General features: G+C 73.3%; 19 protein-coding genes. 5 read left to right on the plus strand and 14 right to left on the minus strand.

Annotation, left to right across the window (positions count from 1 at the left end; translation table 11 throughout):
* Window positions 1-23 precede the first annotated feature (23 nt).
* A complete protein-coding gene (locus ACYVLJ_RS03125; RefSeq protein WP_451968640.1) occupies window positions 24-722 on the plus strand; it encodes a creatininase family protein in 699 nt (232 codons plus the stop codon).
* On the opposite strand, the gene ribA is transcribed toward ACYVLJ_RS03125, so the two are convergent.
* The 6 genes from ribA to ACYVLJ_RS03155 are packed head-to-tail and all read right to left on the minus strand — an operon-like array spanning window position 711 to window position 5,655.
* Window positions 711-1,364, minus strand: a complete 654-nt coding sequence (gene ribA / locus ACYVLJ_RS03130; RefSeq protein ID WP_460437680.1) for a GTP cyclohydrolase II — start codon at window positions 1,362-1,364, stop codon at window positions 711-713. The genes ACYVLJ_RS03125 and ribA overlap by 12 nt on opposite strands.
* Window positions 1,361-2,380: a lysylphosphatidylglycerol synthase transmembrane domain-containing protein gene (locus ACYVLJ_RS03135; protein ID WP_460437681.1), complete on the minus strand. Its 1,020-nt coding sequence runs from the start codon at window positions 2,378-2,380 to the stop codon at window positions 1,361-1,363. Before ACYVLJ_RS03135 ends, ribA begins: the two co-directional genes overlap by 4 nt.
* Window positions 2,377-3,201 (minus strand): methyltransferase domain-containing protein, encoded by an 825-nt coding sequence (locus ACYVLJ_RS03140; protein WP_460437682.1) that lies wholly within the window; start codon window positions 3,199-3,201, stop codon window positions 2,377-2,379. Before ACYVLJ_RS03140 ends, ACYVLJ_RS03135 begins: the two co-directional genes overlap by 4 nt.
* Window positions 3,198-4,265 (minus strand): glycosyltransferase family 4 protein, encoded by a 1,068-nt coding sequence (locus ACYVLJ_RS03145; RefSeq protein ID WP_460437683.1) that lies wholly within the window; start codon window positions 4,263-4,265, stop codon window positions 3,198-3,200. The genes ACYVLJ_RS03140 and ACYVLJ_RS03145 overlap by 4 nt, the downstream gene beginning before the upstream one ends.
* Complete coding sequence (locus ACYVLJ_RS03150) at window positions 4,262-4,660, minus strand: 6-pyruvoyl trahydropterin synthase family protein (protein WP_451968647.1); 399 nt, start codon at window positions 4,658-4,660, stop codon at window positions 4,262-4,264. Before ACYVLJ_RS03150 ends, ACYVLJ_RS03145 begins: the two co-directional genes overlap by 4 nt.
* 32 nt (window positions 4,661-4,692) lie before the next feature.
* Window positions 4,693-5,655, minus strand: a complete 963-nt coding sequence (locus ACYVLJ_RS03155; RefSeq protein WP_460437684.1) for a zinc-dependent alcohol dehydrogenase — start codon at window positions 5,653-5,655, stop codon at window positions 4,693-4,695.
* Window positions 5,656-5,733: 78 nt separating this feature from the next.
* Here ACYVLJ_RS03155 and ACYVLJ_RS03160 point away from each other — a divergent pair, with 78 nt between their 5' ends.
* Window positions 5,734-6,477: a CDP-alcohol phosphatidyltransferase family protein gene (locus tag ACYVLJ_RS03160; RefSeq protein WP_451968649.1), complete on the plus strand. Its 744-nt coding sequence runs from the start codon at window positions 5,734-5,736 to the stop codon at window positions 6,475-6,477.
* On the opposite strand, the gene ACYVLJ_RS03165 is transcribed toward ACYVLJ_RS03160, so the two are convergent.
* The 3 genes from ACYVLJ_RS03165 to ACYVLJ_RS03175 are packed head-to-tail and all read right to left on the minus strand — an operon-like array spanning window position 6,474 to window position 9,185.
* Complete coding sequence (locus ACYVLJ_RS03165; protein ID WP_451968650.1) at window positions 6,474-7,427, minus strand: DNA polymerase domain-containing protein; 954 nt, start codon at window positions 7,425-7,427, stop codon at window positions 6,474-6,476. The genes ACYVLJ_RS03160 and ACYVLJ_RS03165 overlap by 4 nt on opposite strands.
* 50 nt (window positions 7,428-7,477) lie before the next feature.
* Complete coding sequence (locus ACYVLJ_RS03170) at window positions 7,478-8,275, minus strand: oxygenase MpaB family protein (protein ID WP_451968652.1); 798 nt, start codon at window positions 8,273-8,275, stop codon at window positions 7,478-7,480.
* A 31-nt stretch (window positions 8,276-8,306) separates the two neighbouring features.
* Entirely contained in the window at window positions 8,307-9,185 is an 879-nt protein-coding gene (locus ACYVLJ_RS03175) for a LysR family transcriptional regulator (RefSeq protein ID WP_460437685.1), read from the minus strand.
* A 90-nt stretch (window positions 9,186-9,275) separates the two neighbouring features.
* Between ACYVLJ_RS03175 and ACYVLJ_RS03180 the strand changes: the two genes are divergently transcribed.
* Complete coding sequence (locus ACYVLJ_RS03180; protein WP_460437686.1) at window positions 9,276-10,553, plus strand: FAD-binding oxidoreductase; 1,278 nt, start codon at window positions 9,276-9,278, stop codon at window positions 10,551-10,553.
* A 46-nt stretch (window positions 10,554-10,599) separates the two neighbouring features.
* Here ACYVLJ_RS03180 and ACYVLJ_RS03185 read toward each other — a convergent pair whose 3' ends face one another.
* On the minus strand, window positions 10,600-11,022 hold the full coding sequence (locus tag ACYVLJ_RS03185; RefSeq protein WP_451968658.1) for a nitroreductase family deazaflavin-dependent oxidoreductase: 423 nt from the start codon (window positions 11,020-11,022) through the stop codon (window positions 10,600-10,602).
* A 104-nt stretch (window positions 11,023-11,126) separates the two neighbouring features.
* Between ACYVLJ_RS03185 and ACYVLJ_RS03190 the strand changes: the two genes are divergently transcribed.
* The gene (locus tag ACYVLJ_RS03190) at window positions 11,127-11,591 is read left to right on the plus strand and encodes a MarR family winged helix-turn-helix transcriptional regulator (RefSeq protein WP_451968660.1); all 465 of its coding nucleotides are present in this window, start codon (window positions 11,127-11,129) and stop codon (window positions 11,589-11,591) included.
* Window positions 11,592-11,759: 168 nt separating this feature from the next.
* Here ACYVLJ_RS03190 and ACYVLJ_RS03195 read toward each other — a convergent pair whose 3' ends face one another.
* From ACYVLJ_RS03195 to ACYVLJ_RS03205, 3 genes are read right to left on the minus strand one after another with little or no spacing between them, the layout of a single operon-like run.
* Window positions 11,760-12,119 (minus strand): PLDc N-terminal domain-containing protein, encoded by a 360-nt coding sequence (locus ACYVLJ_RS03195; RefSeq protein WP_460437687.1) that lies wholly within the window; start codon window positions 12,117-12,119, stop codon window positions 11,760-11,762.
* A 37-nt stretch (window positions 12,120-12,156) separates the two neighbouring features.
* A complete protein-coding gene (locus ACYVLJ_RS03200; protein ID WP_460437688.1) occupies window positions 12,157-12,915 on the minus strand; it encodes a hypothetical protein in 759 nt (252 codons plus the stop codon).
* 41 nt (window positions 12,916-12,956) lie between these two features.
* Complete coding sequence (locus ACYVLJ_RS03205) at window positions 12,957-13,631, minus strand: GNAT family N-acetyltransferase (RefSeq protein ID WP_451968663.1); 675 nt, start codon at window positions 13,629-13,631, stop codon at window positions 12,957-12,959.
* A gap of 51 nt (window positions 13,632-13,682) precedes the next feature.
* Between ACYVLJ_RS03205 and ACYVLJ_RS03210 the strand changes: the two genes are divergently transcribed.
* Window positions 13,683-14,525: a PaaX family transcriptional regulator gene (locus ACYVLJ_RS03210; protein ID WP_460437689.1), complete on the plus strand. Its 843-nt coding sequence runs from the start codon at window positions 13,683-13,685 to the stop codon at window positions 14,523-14,525.
* Here the strand turns inward: ACYVLJ_RS03210 and ACYVLJ_RS03215 are convergent.
* A complete protein-coding gene (locus tag ACYVLJ_RS03215; protein WP_451968667.1) occupies window positions 14,512-14,907 on the minus strand; it encodes a RidA family protein in 396 nt (131 codons plus the stop codon). The two genes, ACYVLJ_RS03210 and ACYVLJ_RS03215, sit on opposite strands and share 14 nt — an antisense overlap.
* Window positions 14,908-14,936 lie beyond the last annotated feature (29 nt).

Raw genomic sequence — 14,936 nt, forward strand, 5'->3', positions numbered from 1 at the left:
CAACCTAGTGAAGGGACGTGCCCATGACCGATCTCTTCCCGCTCGCCACCAGCGTCGACGAGCAGGAGCGGGACGCGGCGGTCGCGGTGCTGCCGGTCGGCAGCTTCGAGCAGCACGGCGCGCACCTGCCCCTGGCGACCGACACCGTCATCGCGGCGACGCTCGCCCGCGCGGTCGCCGAGCGGTACCCAGTGCTCCACCTGCCGCCGGTCACGATCTCGTGCTCGCACGAGCACGCGGGGTGGCGCGGCACGGTGAGCGTCTCGGCCCGCACGCTGCACGCCGTGGTCACCGACGTCGCGGACTCGCTGCGCGCCTCCGGTGTCGAGCGGCTCGTGCTGGTCAACGGGCACGGCGGCAACTACGTACTGTCCAATGTGGTCCAGGAAGCCGCCGGCGCGATGGCGTTGTTCCCCGGCGTCGCCGACTGGCAGGCCGCGCACACCGCGGCGGGCCTGCGGACGTCGCTGGACGACGACATGCACGCGGGTGAACTCGAGACGTCGATCCTGCTGCACGCGCACCCGCACCTGGTCCGGCCCGGCTACGAGACGGCCGACCACGTGACCGACCGGGAGCACCTGCTGACCCTGGGCCTGCGGGCGTACACGGAGTCGGGGGTGGTCGGCCGTCCGTCGCTGGCGAGCGCGGCGAAGGGGCACGTCGTGCTGGACACGCTGGTCCAGCGCTTCGCCGGCGTGCTGGAGGCGCTAGGCGCCTGAGAAGACCTGGTCCAGGTGCGGGAGCAGGTGGGCCATCCGCTCGGCCTTGGTCCGCAGGTACCGCAGGTTCTCCGGGTTCGGCGGAACCAGCAGCGGGACCTGCTCGCTGATCCGGATTCCGTAGCGCGTGAGCTGTTCGACCTTCTCCGGGTTGTTGGAGAGCAGCCGCACCGAGCGGATGCCGAGGTCGGTCAGGATGCCCGCCGCCGCGTGGTAGTCGCGGGCGTCGACCGGGAGGCCCTGCGCCACGTTCGCGTCGACCGTGTCGAGCCCCTCGTCCTGCTGCAGGCGCATCGCCTCGAGCTTCGCGAGCAGGCCGATGCCGCGGCCCTCGTGGCCCTGGACGTACACCAGCACGCCCGAGCCCTCTTCGACGATCCGGTCCAGCGCGGCCGCCAGCTGGTCGCCGCATTCGCAGTGCGTCGAGCCGAAGACGTCGCCGGTCAGGCACTCGCTGTGCACCCGGGTCAGGGCGCCGAGCGGCGAGAGCTCGCCGTACACCAGCGCGACCTGCTCGGTGCCGGCCCGGTCGAGGTAGCCGACCGCGCGGAAGGTCCCGTGCCGGGTCGGGAGCCGGGTCTCGACGACCCGCTCGACCACGGCCCGGTGCGGCAGGTCCCCGAGCACTTCGCTTGCGGTCATGAAGGCAACCCCACTTCCGATTCGATCCCGGTGTCCGAGGTCGCGCGCGGAGCGGGCCGGACAGCGGGGTGCGGAGCGCGGGTCACGCGGAACCCGGCGACGCTCCGGACGAGCAGGACACCGGCCCCGGGCAGGCTCGCGACCAGCGTGAGCACGCCGTAGACGACGGCGACGGTGACACCTTGGGCGGCGCCCAGACCGGCCGCGCCGAAGAGCAGGGCGCAGACGCCCTCGCGCGGGCCGAAGCCGCCGACGTTGAGCGGGAGGCCCATCGCGAGCAGCGCGAGGACCATCAGGGGCACGAGCTGCCCGACCGGCGCGCCGACCCCGGCGACGCGGGCGGCGACGACGAACAGCGCGAGGTGCCCGGCCAGCGTCGCGGCCGACAGGAAGCCCACACCGGGCCAGGTCTCGCGGCTGAACAGGCCGAGCCGCAGGTCGGCGAGGGTGACGGCGAAGCCGCGGCGCACCTTCGACGTGCTGTGGATCCAGCGGCCGCCGAACACGCGCCCGGCCACCAGCGCGGCGACGGCGGCCAGCACGACGACCACCCCGGCACCCGTGACGACCTCGCGGAACGCGCCGGGCACGACGTCCGGGGCGAAGAGCACCACGCCGACCGCGGACGCGATCAGCACGATCTGCCCGGCGGTGCGCTCCAGGACGACGGCGCGCACGCCGCGCGGCACGTCGCCGGAGTCGCGGCCGTGCTGCACCGCGCGGTGGACGTCGCCGAGGACGCCGGCGGGCAGCACGCCGTTGAGGAACAGCGCGCGGTAGTAGTCGGCGACCGCCCCGCGCAGGGACAACCGCAGGCCGAGCCGGGTGGCGACGATCTGCCAGCGGCCCGCGCTGAACACCGTCGTCGCGAAGCCGATGACGAGGGCGGCGAGCACGCCGGGCGTGCTGATCCGGCCGAGGCCGTCGAGGAAGGCGGCGCTGCCGAGCTGCCAGACGAGGACGCCGAGGATGCCGAACGCACCGAGGATGCGCAGCCACGCGAGTGCGCGCTTCACGCCGCCACCTCCAGGCTCGGCGGCAGGACCAGCAGGTCGCCGTGGTGGATCACCGCGTGCAGCTCGTGCGACTGCGCCATTTCCAGCCGCCGCTGCAGGTAGACGTCGGCGACCGGGCGCAGCTCCGGCAGCTGCTCGACGGCGGCGCCGACCCAGCCTTCGAGCCACTGCCGCTGCAGTTCCGCCTGGTCCGGGCCGAGCCGCCACGCGCTCGGCGCGCGCACCACCGCGGCACCGAGCCGGCCGAACACGGTCGCGGCGACGTCCAGCGCGAGCGGGCCGAGCAGCCGGCGGCCGCCGGCGATCCGGCGCTGGTGGGCGTTGAAGGCGGCCGCGATGGCGGGGTCGAGCGGGTCGGCGGGCGAGAGCTCCACCCGGCCGGTCACCGAGAGCATGAGCAGGGCCGCGCAGCCGGCCTCGACGATCGCCGTGGCCAGGGCCGTGACCTCGGCCTTGGTCAGCAGGTCGAGCAGTGCGGACGCGGTGACCAGCGACGTCCCGGCCAGGTCCGCGGCCCGCAGCGCGGTGACGTCGCGCTGCTCGGCGACGACGTCGACCGGGCTGCCGTCCAGCGCGGTGGCCGGGAGGGAGGCGCGGGCGCGGGTCAGCAGCTCGGTGTCGTGGTCGTGCAGGATCCAGTGCTGCGTGCCGGGCAGGCGCGCGGCCAGCCAGCGGCCGAGCGAGCCGGTGCCGCAGCCGAGGTCGCGGACGGTGAAGTCCGCGGGCAGGTACTCCCGCAGGGGTTCGAGGAGTTCGGTGGCGCGGGCCGCGGCGTCGGCCGGTTCGCGCAGGTGGAGCCACTCGGGGGCGAAGGTGGTCATGCCGCCGCCTCCTGCCGCTGCAGGACGTCGGCGATCCGGCGGGCCGTGTCGTCCCAGCCGGTCAGGGTCTCGCGGCGCAGCTTCGCCGACGCGCGCAGCCGGGTCCGCAGCTCGGGTTCGGTGAGCCAGCGGCGCAGGGCCGCGCCGAGCGCCGCGACGTCGTCGCCGGGCACGAGCATGCCGGGGACCGAGCCGTCCGGCGCGACGCCGAGGGTGTCGGGCAGCGCGTCGACGTCGGTGCTCAGCACGGGCACGCCGTGGGCGAGGGCTTCGGTGACGACCATGCCGTACGTCTCGGCGCGCGAAGGCAGCACGAGCAGGTCGGCGGTGTGGTAGGTCGCGTGCAGCGCGGCGCCCGTGCGGGGGCCGGTGAGCGTGAAGCGGGCGCCGAGCCGGTGCTCGCGCAGCCGCTCGACGTACTTCGTCTCGCGCTTGATCCCGCCGACGCAGTCGCAGGTCCAGCGCAGGTCGGCGACGGTTTCGAGGGCCTGGGCGAGCACGCCCTGGCCCTTGCGCGGGGTCACGTTGGCCACGCAGACCAGCCGGGACACGCCGTCGGTGCCGACGGCCAGTGGCGCCGGGTCGACCCCGGGCGGCACGGCGTGCACGCGGTGCGGCGCGAGGCCGTGGTGCTCGACCAGCCGGCGCGCGGCCCACTCGCTGGTCGCGACGACCGAGCTCGCGGCCCGCAGCGTCTCGCGCTCGAGCGCGTCGAGCTCGGCGGCGAGCGCGGGCGGCAGGCCGGTCTCGTCGGCCAGCGGCAGGTGCACCAGCACCGAGAGCGACAGCCGCCGCGCCTGCGGGACGACGACCTCGGGGACGCCGCAGGCGACCAGGCCGTCGAGCAGCACCGCGGCTCCGGTGGGCAGCGCGGCGAGCAGGTGGCCGAGGACCGAGCGGGCCTCGGTGTCCGGGCGCGGCCAGGTGCCGGAGACGGCGATCTCGTGGACGTCGAGCCCGGCCGCGGCGAGGCGGTCGCACAGGCGGCGGTCGTAGGTGTTGCCCCCGCTCGGGACCGACGCGTCGTCGATGTCCCCCGGGAGGACGACGTGAAGGGAGTTCACAGGGCACGCTCGTAGCTCGCCCACGCCACGTGGGATTCGTGCAGCGATACGGCGATGCCTTCGAGGCCGCGCGCGCCCTCGCCCAGGCGGCCGGCGTGGACGGCGTCGGCGAGGCGGTCGGCGACGACCTTCGCGAGGAACTCGGTGGAGGTGTTGATGCCCTTGAACTGCGGCTCGTCGTCGAGGTTGCGGTAGTTCAGGTCGCTCAGCACCGCCTTGAGCTCTTCCGTGGCCTTGCCGATGTCCACGACGATGTTGTCCTCGTCGAGCTCGGCGCGGCGGAAGGTCGCATCCACCACGAAGGTCGCGCCGTGCAGGCGTTGCGCGGGTCCGAAGACTTCCCCGCGGAAGCTGTGGGCGACCATCACGTGGTCACGGACGGTGATGCTGAACACCAAGGCCTCCGATGCGTTCGGGGTGGACGTGGTTACTGCGGCTGATACATGACACGGAGGCAGAGCGCGGAAAGTTCATTCCCGGCCAGCCTGGGTAGCACCGACGGAAGATCCTCAAACGCGCACTCGGCGGTGACCAGCGCTTCGAAGGCCGGATCGGCGAGCAGGTCCAGGGCCAGCCGGAGCCGCTGGGCGTAGCTCCGGTCGGGCCGGGCGACCGCCCCGACCTGGCTGCTGCGGATCGTCAGCCGCCGCGAATGGAAGTTCTCGCCGAGCGGAACGCGCACCTCGCGGTCGCCGTACCAGGACATCTCGACGACCTGGCCCTCCGGCGCGAGCAGGTCCAGCGCGCGGGCCAGCCCGGCTTCGGACGCGCTCGCGTGCACGACGAGGTCGCAGTCACCCAGGGCTCGTTCCGGCGTCGAGAAGCCGACGCCGAAGGCTTCGGCGATCTCCTGCCGCGCGGGGTCGACGTCGACGAGCTGCACACGCGTCGCCGGGAAGTCCCGGAGCAGCTTCGCGACGCTGGCGCCGACCATCCCCGCGCCGATCACCGCGATCCGGTCGCCGAGCCGCGGCCGCGCGTCCCAGACGGCGTTCACCGCCGTCTCGACGGTGCCGGCGAGGATCGCGCGGCCGGGCGGGACGCCGTCCGGCACCGTCGTCACGGCGCTCGCCGGGACGACGTACGCGGTCTGGTGCGGGTAGAGGCAGAAGACCGTCTTGCCCGTCAGCTCGGCCGGCCCCCGTTCGACGACCCCGACGTTGAGGTAGCCGTACTTGACCGGGCCGGGGAACTCGCCCTCCTGGAAGGGCGCGCGCATGACGTCGTGCTGGCTCGCCGGGACACGCCCGCGGAAGACCAGGGTTTCCGTGCCGCGGCTGACGCCGGAGCAGAGCGTCCGGACGAGCACTTCGTCGTCGCCGGGGGTGGGCAGGGTCACCGGCCGGAGCGCGCCTTCGCCGGGACTTTGAACCCAGAACGCCTGTTCCACGTGTTCTCCTCTGCGGGCGACCGGAGGCTGGTGTCGCCGCCACCCTATGAGCAGCCGTGCCGATTCGCGGAGTAAAAGATGATCAAGAACGGACTTCTCCTACGCTCTGTGGTCCCGGTGTGGGCGCTCGCCGCCGGGGCCGGTTTCCTTTCCCCGGTCGCCTGGGCGACCGGGATCGCGTACGGCCTCGCGCTGGTGCTGCTGACGGGCTGGGGCCTGCGGCAGAGCGGCCGCGGGAAGTTCGGCCCGGCGGACTGGATCACGTTCGCCCGGGCTGTCCTGGTGGGCGGCGCGGCCGAGCTCATCGCCGACGGCGGTCACCCGCTCTGGCTGCTGGTCGGGCTGGTCGCGGTCGCCTTGGCGATGGACGGCTTCGACGGCCAGGTCGCCCGCCGCACCGGCACCGCGTCCGAGTTCGGCGCGCGCTTCGACATGGAGGTCGACGCGTTCTTGATCCTGCTGCTCTGCATCCAGGTGTCCCGGACGCTGGGGCTGTGGGTGCTGGCGATCGGCCTGATGCGCTACGCGTTCGTCGCGGCTTCGTGGGCGCTCCCCTGGCTGACCGCTCCGCTGTACCCGAGCATGGCGCGCAAGACGGTCGCCGCCGTCCAGGGCGTGGTGCTCGTGGTCGCGGTCGCGGGGGTGCTGCCGTGGGCGGTGTCGCTCGGCGCGGTGGCGTTGGCCCTGGTGGCACTGGTGTGGTCGTTCGGCCGGGACACCGTCTGGCTGGCCCGCCGGCGCGTCCGGCAGGCCCCGGGCCGGATCGTGGAGATCACGCCGCGGCGCCCGGCGTTCCGGCCGGGCCACAACCAGGCGGCTTAGCCGGACTCCCGGGCGGCCCGGGCCCGGCGCTTGCCCTCGTGCATCGCCAGCACCCGGGCGATCGGGATCGTGTGCCCCTCCTCGACGAGGTCGGCGGGCAGCACGAACGGCTCCGGCATCTCCGCCGTCCACGGGTCGCCGGCGTCGAGCAGCCCCGGGACCGTGGTCACGGTGAAGTCCGCCGGCTTGACGCCGTCGAGGTCGGCCCACCGGACCGGGAACGACACCGGCGCGGCCGGGCGGTTGCGGGGGCTGTAGACCGAGACGACGGTCGCGCCGCCGGCCCGGGTCGAATCCAGGAACACCTTCCCTTCGCGGCGGTCCTTGACGAACTCGGTCGTCCCCAGCGCCGGGTCGATGCGCTCGGCGCGGGCCGCGACCGCGCGGGTCGCCGCCGCGATGTCCTCGATCGACTGCCCCGGCGCCAGCGGCACGAAGACGTGCACGCCCTTGGAGCCACTGGTCTTCACGGCGCCGTCCATGCCGTCCTTGCGCAGGGCTTCGCGCACGAGCTTCGCGGCCCCGATGGCCAGCGAGAACGGGCCGTCCTCGGGCGGGTCGAGGTCGAGGATCAGGTGGGTCGGGTCGTGGCCGGGCTCGCGGTGCAGCGAGGTGTGGAACTCGATCGCCCGCTGGTTGCCGAACCAGATCAGCGTGCGGAGGTCGTTGCACAGCGCGTAGGAGACGTCCCGTTTGGACCGGTCGGCCCAGACGCTGGCCCGCTCCACCCACTCCGGCGTGTACTTCGGCAGGTTCTTCTGCATGAACGGGCCCTGCCCGCGCAGCACCCGCAACACGGTCAGCAGCCGGTCGCGCAGCTCCGGCAGCATCCGCCCGGAGACGGCTTCCAGGTACTCCAGCCACTCGCGCTTGGTCACCCCCGCGCCGGGAAAGACCTCTTGGTCGAGGCTGCTCACCTTGACGCCGTGACGAAGCTCGTCAGTGCCCATCGGCCCACCTTCGCGCCCGCGCGCGAAGCGGTCAACTCACTGCGTGCCCCTCAGACCAGCGGACGTCCGGCGCGCAGCCGGCGGCGCAGGTCCCAGAGGCAGAGGTTGAAGGGGAACCGCCGGACCGCGGCGGGCAGCACGCGGGTGACGCGGCCGAGCGCGGCGAGGAGCGCGTCGAACCGGCGCTGGTCGGCGGTGGTCCACGGCAGGCGCATCTCGTCGCGGAAGCGCTGCGGGAGGAAGCCCGTCGTGACGAACCGGTGGAACCGGCGTCCGGGCGCGGCCAGCACCGGATGCACGAAGCGCAGGTCGACGATGTCGGTGAGGTAGCGGCGGACGGTGTCGTCGACGCTGACCTCGTCGAGCCCCGCGGCCCAGTACGCCTCGAAGGCTTCGCGGTCGGCCGGCCACATCTCGGGGCGGACCTGCAGCGTGGTGCCGAGCTTGGCCGCGTCGCGGTAGAAGGTCGTGGGCTCGCCGCCGACGAAGGCGAGGTAGACGTCTTCGAAGCCTTTGTACAGGCAGGCGGCGACCCACAGCTGGAGGTCGGTGTCGAAGGCGTTGTAGGCGACCGGGCTTTCAGGACCCGAGTGCACCTGGGCGTGGGCGGCGTTGACCCCGCGCCGGTACGCGGCGCGCTCGGCGTCGGTGCCCATCGCGGCGACGGCGAGGTAGGTGAGCGTGGTCCGCGTCCGCTTCACCGGGTGGCGGAAGAGGTTCCCGCTTTCGACCTTGCTCTCTACAACGCCGTACCCGACGGGCGCGCGGGAGAGCTGCATGATCACGTTCGCGCTGCCGGCCAGCAGGCCGGCCCCGACGACGGCGTCCTGGAGCGCGGTATCGGTCACGCCTCCAGGGAACGACACTGTTGACGACGTGTCAAGAGTGGTGGCTTGCCCGGGCGAACGCGATCAACGCCCGCGCGGCCGGGCTCAACGGCCCGTCCGTCCGCCAGGCCAGGGCCAGCACCCCGCGCAGCCCGGGACCCGCGATCGGCACGACCCGCAGCTCGTCCTGGTGGAAGCGCGCGAGGGACTCCGGCACCACCGCCACGCCGAGCCCGCGCACCGCGAGCTGGACCAGGACGTTCGGGTCGGCCGCCTCGAACGCGATCCGCGGCGTCAGCCCGTCGCGCGCGAACGCGGCGTCCAGCGCGGTGCGCAGGCCCGTCCCCTTCGGCAGCGCCATCAGCGGCAGCTCGGCCAGGTCCGCGATCCCGACGTCCGCACGGCCGGGCAGGAAACCCGTGGTCACCGCCACGAACGGCTCGTCGATCAGGACCTGCGTCGCGATGCCCGGCGGCGGGTCGGTCGCCAGGCCGACGACCGCGAGGTCGAGCCGGCCCTCCCGCAGGGCCGCGAGCATCGTGTCCGAGTTGGCCTCGGACAGCGTGATCTCCACCGCCGGGTAGCGCTCGTGGAAGCGGGCCAGCAGGTCCGGCAGCTTGACCGGGCCCGCCGACGTCACCGCGCCGATCGCGACCTGGCCGCGGACCAGCCCGGCCAGCTCGTCGACGGCTTCGCGCACGCCCTTCACCGCCGCGAGCGCGGCCCGCGCGTGCGGCAGCGCGGCGGCGCCGACGTCGGTGAGCCGGACCGCGCGGCCCGACCGGTCCAGCAGCTCCTGCCCCAGCTCGCGCTCGAGCCGTTTGACCTGCGCGCTCACGCCGGGCTGCGCGACGTGCAGCCGGTCCGCCGCGCGCGTGAAGTTGCCTTCCTCCGCGACGGCGACGAAGTACGCGAGCTGATGCAGTTCCATAAGCACTGATTCTAGTACGCAGACAATCTAGATCTTGGACTTCTGATCGCGCCGGCCCGAAGCTGGAGGCAACGCACGAAGGAGGCAGAGATGAACACCTACCGCCCTGGTCAGGACGGGTACGCCGAAGAGGTCGCCGGTTTCCAGACCTCCGTCGCCACCCACCCCGCGGTGGTGGTCGCCGCGGAGAACGCCGAGGACGTCGTCGCCGCGGTGAAGTACGCCGCCGAGCACGACCTGACGGTCGCGGTCCAGGCCACCGGGCACGGCCTGACCGCCGGCACGGACGGCCTGCTCGTCAGCACGCGCCGGATGACCGACGTCGAAATCGACGCCGTCGCGAAGACCGCGAGGGTCGGCGCCGGCGTCCGCTGGGGCGCGGTGATCGAGGCCGCCGCGAAGCACGGGCTGGCGCCGCTGAGCGGCTCGTCGACCGATGTCGGCGTCGTCGGCTACACGCTGAGCGGCGGTTTCGGACTGCTGTCCCGGCGGTTCGGCCGCGCGGCCGACCACGTCCGCGCGATCGACGTCGTGACGCCCGGCGGCGAGCTCCGCACGGTGACGCCGGGGTCCGAGCTGTTCCGGGCCCTGCTCGGCGGGCGCGCCGGCTTCGGCATCGTGACGGCGCTGGAGTTCGGGCTGGTCCCGGTGACCGAGCTGTACGGCGGCGGGCTGTACTTCGACGCCGCGGACCTGCCGGCCGTGCTGCGCGCGTGGCGCACGTGGTCGATGACCGCACCCGACGACCTGACGACGTCGATCGCCGTGGTCCCGCTGCCCGACCTGCCGTTCCTGCCGGCGCCGATCCGCGGCAAGCACGTCGCGAACATCCGGATCGCGTACCTGGGCCAGGACGGCGAGGAGCTGGTCGCGCCGCTGCGCGCGGCCGCGCCGGTGCTGCTGGACACGCTGAAGCGGCTGCCGTACACGGAGTCGGGGTCGATCGCGAGCGACCCGCCGCACCCGCACCCGTACCACGGGACGAACGCGACGGTGGAGGTCCTGAACGACGGGATGCTGGCGTCGATCGTCGAGCACGCGGGCCCGGGCGCGCCGGTGGAGACGGTGCTGATCATCGACCGGCTCGGCGGCGAGCTCGCCCGCCGGGACCCGCTCGGCGTCGGCTGGGACTCGAAGGCGGAGTTCGTCGTGCGGGCGCTGTCCGTGGTCGAGGACGGCGTGGACCCGATCCGGCGCGCGCACGCGAAGCTGTTCGACGCGCTGGCGCCGTGGTCGACGGGCCGGCTGCTGCCGTTCCTCTACGGCGAGCACCCGGCTTCGGACCTGGCGTCGGCGTTCCCCGCCGAGGACGTCGCCTGGCTGGCGCGGTTCAAGGCGGAGTACGACCCCGCGGGGCGGTTCCGCTGACCCGGCTCCCGCCGGCCGCCTCGATCGCGGCCGGCGGGACGGGGTGTCAGCGTTCGAGGACGACGATCGGGATGACCCGCGTGGTCTTCTTCTCGTAGTCGGCGAAGCCCTCGGCGTGCGCGACCATGCCCGCGTAGAGGCGGTCGCGCTCGGCGCGGTCGGCGATCACGGTCGCCGTGGCCTCGAACTTCTCCGTGCCGACCTCGACCGTGACCTTCGGGTTCGCGACGAGGTTGTGGTACCAGGCCGGGTTCTTCGGCGCGCCGCCCATGGACGCGGCGATGACGAGCCGCTCGCCGTCGCGGGTGTAGACGAGGGGCGACAGGCGCGGCTCGCCGCTCTTCGCGCCGATCGTCGTGAGCAGCAGCACGTTCTTGCCCTCGAACATGCCTCCGACAACGCCTTCGTTGGCCCGGAACTCGTCGACGACCTGGTTGTTGAATGCGTTCATGTCGGCTGGTGCGGTCATGGAAACCCCTGTTCTGGCCGGTACGCTCGATCGCGGCCCGAGGTACGCTCGGGAGCACGAGAAGCGTTTGCTTTGAAAACAAAGCTACCGACGGGAGGCTGGCGGTGTCAACGGAGGCCGGTCCGAGCGTCGACGACGCCGTGCGTCAGCTGCTGCTGCTGATGCCCCGGCTGGTCGGCCGCGCGAAGCGGACGCCCGTCCCCGCCGAGCTGAACGGCTGCGCGCTGGCGCCGCGGCACCTGTCCCTGCTGTCGTACCTGCTGTTCGACGGGCCGATGACGGTCACCGAGCTGGCCGGCCGCCTGGAGGTCGCCCCGACGACGGCGAGCCTGATGGTCGGCGACCTGGCCCGCCAGGGCGTGCTGAACCGCGACGAAGACCCGGCGGACCGCCGCCGCACGATCGTGAGCATCACCCCGGACAAGCGCCCGGCGGTCGACGCGTGGCTGGCCCGCGGCGCCAAGGCCTGGACCGACGCCCTGGCCCCGCTGACCCCGTCCGAACGCGGCTTGGTGATCGCGACCCTGGAGGCCTACGAACGCGGCACGTGCGAAGGCCCGGCCTGCTGACCACCGTGTCGACCCTCCAATCACGCGAGATGCCTCCCCAATCACGCGAGATGCCTCCCCAATCACGCGTGATGCCTCCCCAATCACACGTGATGCCCGCTCAGTCACGCGTGAGGCCAGGCCGGAAGGGTCGACACGCGTGACTGGAGAGTCGACACGGCTGGGGCGTCAGTCCTCGGTGCGCTTCTCGCGGGCCAGCTTGCGCTGTGCCTCCGCGCGTTCGCGGCACTTGCGGAGGAACTCCTCGTCGTCGTCGGCGTTCGTGGCCGCGAAGCGGCCCGGGCGGTCGTACTCCGGGTACGCCGGGGCGTTCCGCTCGTACGCGCCGCGGGCCCGCGTCGTCTGCTGCGGCCGGCCCGCGACCAGCCAGACGATCGAGCCGACCAGCGGCACGATCAGGACCAGCAGCAGCCACAGGCCCTTCGGCAGGTTCCGGCAGGACGACTCGTCCGTCGTGATCACGTCGACCAGGCAGAAGATCCACAACCCGAGCGTGACGAAGCCCAGCAGACCATCGAAATACAGCAATTCCCGCGCCTTCCCCAGAAGATGAACGCGGTAAGTCTTAGCAGAACCCGGCGGCCGTTCGGCGCCGGGTCACCCGCAGCACCGAGGGCATCCGGAGATTCGGCGACGACACCCACTCCGGCTCCGGTTCCATCAGGCGAAACCCCTGCAGCGCCTGGAAAACCCCGGTCGCGACGGCGAGCGCGTGCCGCGAACCCGGGCATTCCCGGTAGCCGGCGCCGAACGGCTTACCGGCGAGCGACACCGTGACGTCCGCGCCGTCGACCCGACGCCGGGTGCGCAGCACGGGCTGTTCGGCGGGTTTCCCGGAAAGCCGCGCGAAAATCCCGTTCCCGATCAGGCCGGCCGTGGCGTCGCAGGCCTGGACGAGCAGCCCGATCCGCGCCGCCGTGTGTTCGGACGGGCCGCCGCAGGCCGCGATCAGGCGGTCCAACGCGGCTTCGGCGGCCGCGTCGGGCGTCACGTGCGGGTGGTAAGCGGCCGCCACCGGCGTCACGTCCGCCGAGACGTCCGGCAGGCCGAGCGCCTCAGCGAGCACCCCGACCGGCACCGGCCGCGCGATCACCGCCATCACGTCGACGGTCTCCACCGCCGCCACGATCTCCGAGGTCCGCGAGTAAGCGTTGTCCCGCAACGAATCCGGGTCGACATCGGCGAGCAGCGAGACGGCCAGCGATCGCCGCCGGGCATGGTCGGGACCATTGCTGAACCGGGCGACCGTCGCCCGCAGCCAGGCGACACCGCCCGCAGGGACGTCGACGGGAACAGGCGGAACCGGAGCGGAAAGCGAAGTCATGCGGCGAAACTAGCCGCGGAAAACGTCGGCGTGGACCGAAGCTAGAGCAACGACGCCGGGAACCACGTCGCCTGCGGACCACCGCACCGGATCGTCCGCGGGACGTCGTGCTGGAACCACCACGCCTCGGTGACGCGGCCGTCCGGCAGCCGGTACGTCGGCGGGCCGGCGACGCGGGCGAGCCCGGCCGCCTGCAGCGAGCGCGCGCTCGCGAGGTTGCCGACTTCGGCGCCGGCCCGCACGCGCGGCAGGCCGAGGTGGTCGTGCGCGAGCGTCAGGCCGGCCGCGAACAGCACGCGCCCGTGGCCGCGGCCGCGGTAGTCCGGCGCGAGGTACCCGCCGGTCTCCGGGCCGCCGTCCTCGCCGGTGTGCACGCTGACCAGGCCGACGCAGCGGTTGGCCTCGAGGTCGATCATCACCAGGTCGAGGGACTGCGGATCGGGCGACACCCAGTCCGGGCCGGTGCCGGGCACGACGCGCATCGCGTCGGCCCGCGCGCCCCGGGCGACGATCGAGTCGGGCTGCCAGCCGAGCCAGCGCTGCGCGGCCGGGTCGCTACCGCAGGCGACCGCGGCGGCGTACTCCCACGCGGTCGGCGTCCGGAACAGGAACCGCCCTTCGCGCACGACGTGGCCCTGCCGGTCGCAGGTCCGCTTGGTCATCAGGCGGCCGCGGCGGGTGAGCCGGTCGAAGATCCCCTTGGTGGCTGGCAGCATCGCGGCGAAATCGTAGCGGAGCGATCGCGGCCGGGTTGTTATTGTGGCCCGATGACGGCCGTACCCGAGGCAACCGAGCTGGACGGCTCCGGCCGTGCGGCCCAGCCTCGCCAGCTCATCGTGACGGTGTACGGCCTCTACTCGCGCACCGAAGGCGGCTGGCTTTCGGTCGCCTCCTTGATCGACCTGCTGGCCGCCGTCGGGGTCGACGAGCCCGCCGTGCGCTCGTCGATCTCCCGGCTGAAGCGGCGCGGGATCCTCGAAGCGGTGCGCCGCGGCGCGACGGCCGGGTACGAGCTGTCCGACGACGCGCGCGAAATCCTCCGCGAGGGCGACGAGCGGATCTTCCGCCGCGGCCGCGCGACCCCGGCCGACGGCTGGCTGCTCGCGGTGTTCTCGGTGCCGGAGACCGAGCGGCACAAGCGGCACCTCCTGCGCACCCAGCTCGCGCGGATGGGCTTCGGCACCGCCGCGTCGGGCGTCTGGATCGCGCCGGCCCACCTCCACGCGGCGACCGAGGAGGCGCTGACCCGGCTCGGCCTGGCCGGGTACGCCGACCTGTTCCGCGCCGAGCACCTGGCGTTCGGCGACGTCGCCGCGAAGGTCCGCGAGTGGTGGGACCTCGATCGGCTCGACGAGCTGTACACGACGTTCCTCGACGAGCACGGCCCGGCGCTGCGCCGCAGGTCCGTGACCGAAGAGCAGGCCTTCGCCGACTACGTCCGCGTGCTGACCGGCTGGCGGCGGATGCCCTACCTCGACCCCGGCCTGCCCGCGGAGTTCCTGCCCCGCGACTGGTCCGGCATCCGCGCGGCCGAGCTGTTCTTCGAGCTGCACGCACAGCTGGAAAACCCGGCGCGGGCGTACGTCGCGAAGTCGATCAGCTTCGGCTGAGCACCGCGAAGCCCTGGACCTCGACCAAGGCCTCCTCGTCCCACAGCCGGGAGACGCCGATGCCCGCCATCGCCGGGTACTCGGTGCCCGCGAGCCGCTTCCAGACGCCGCCGATCTCGCGCGCGTGGGCGCGGTAGTCCGCCAGGTCGACGATGTAGATCGTCACGCTGCAGAGGTCCGCCGGCGTCCCACCCGCCGCGCGCAGGGACGCCAGCAGGTTGCCGAGCGCCTGCTCGAACTGCTCGACGACGCCGTCGCCGACGATCCGGTTCGACGCGTCCAGCGCGGTCTGCCCGGCGAGGAATACGACGCGGCCCTCGGCCACCACCGCGTGCGAGAACCCGGACGGCTTGCCCAGCTCCGGCGGGTTGATGCGTTCCATGCGGGACACCGTACGCCATCTTTCGCGTT

Source organism: Amycolatopsis stemonae (assembly GCF_054781455.1).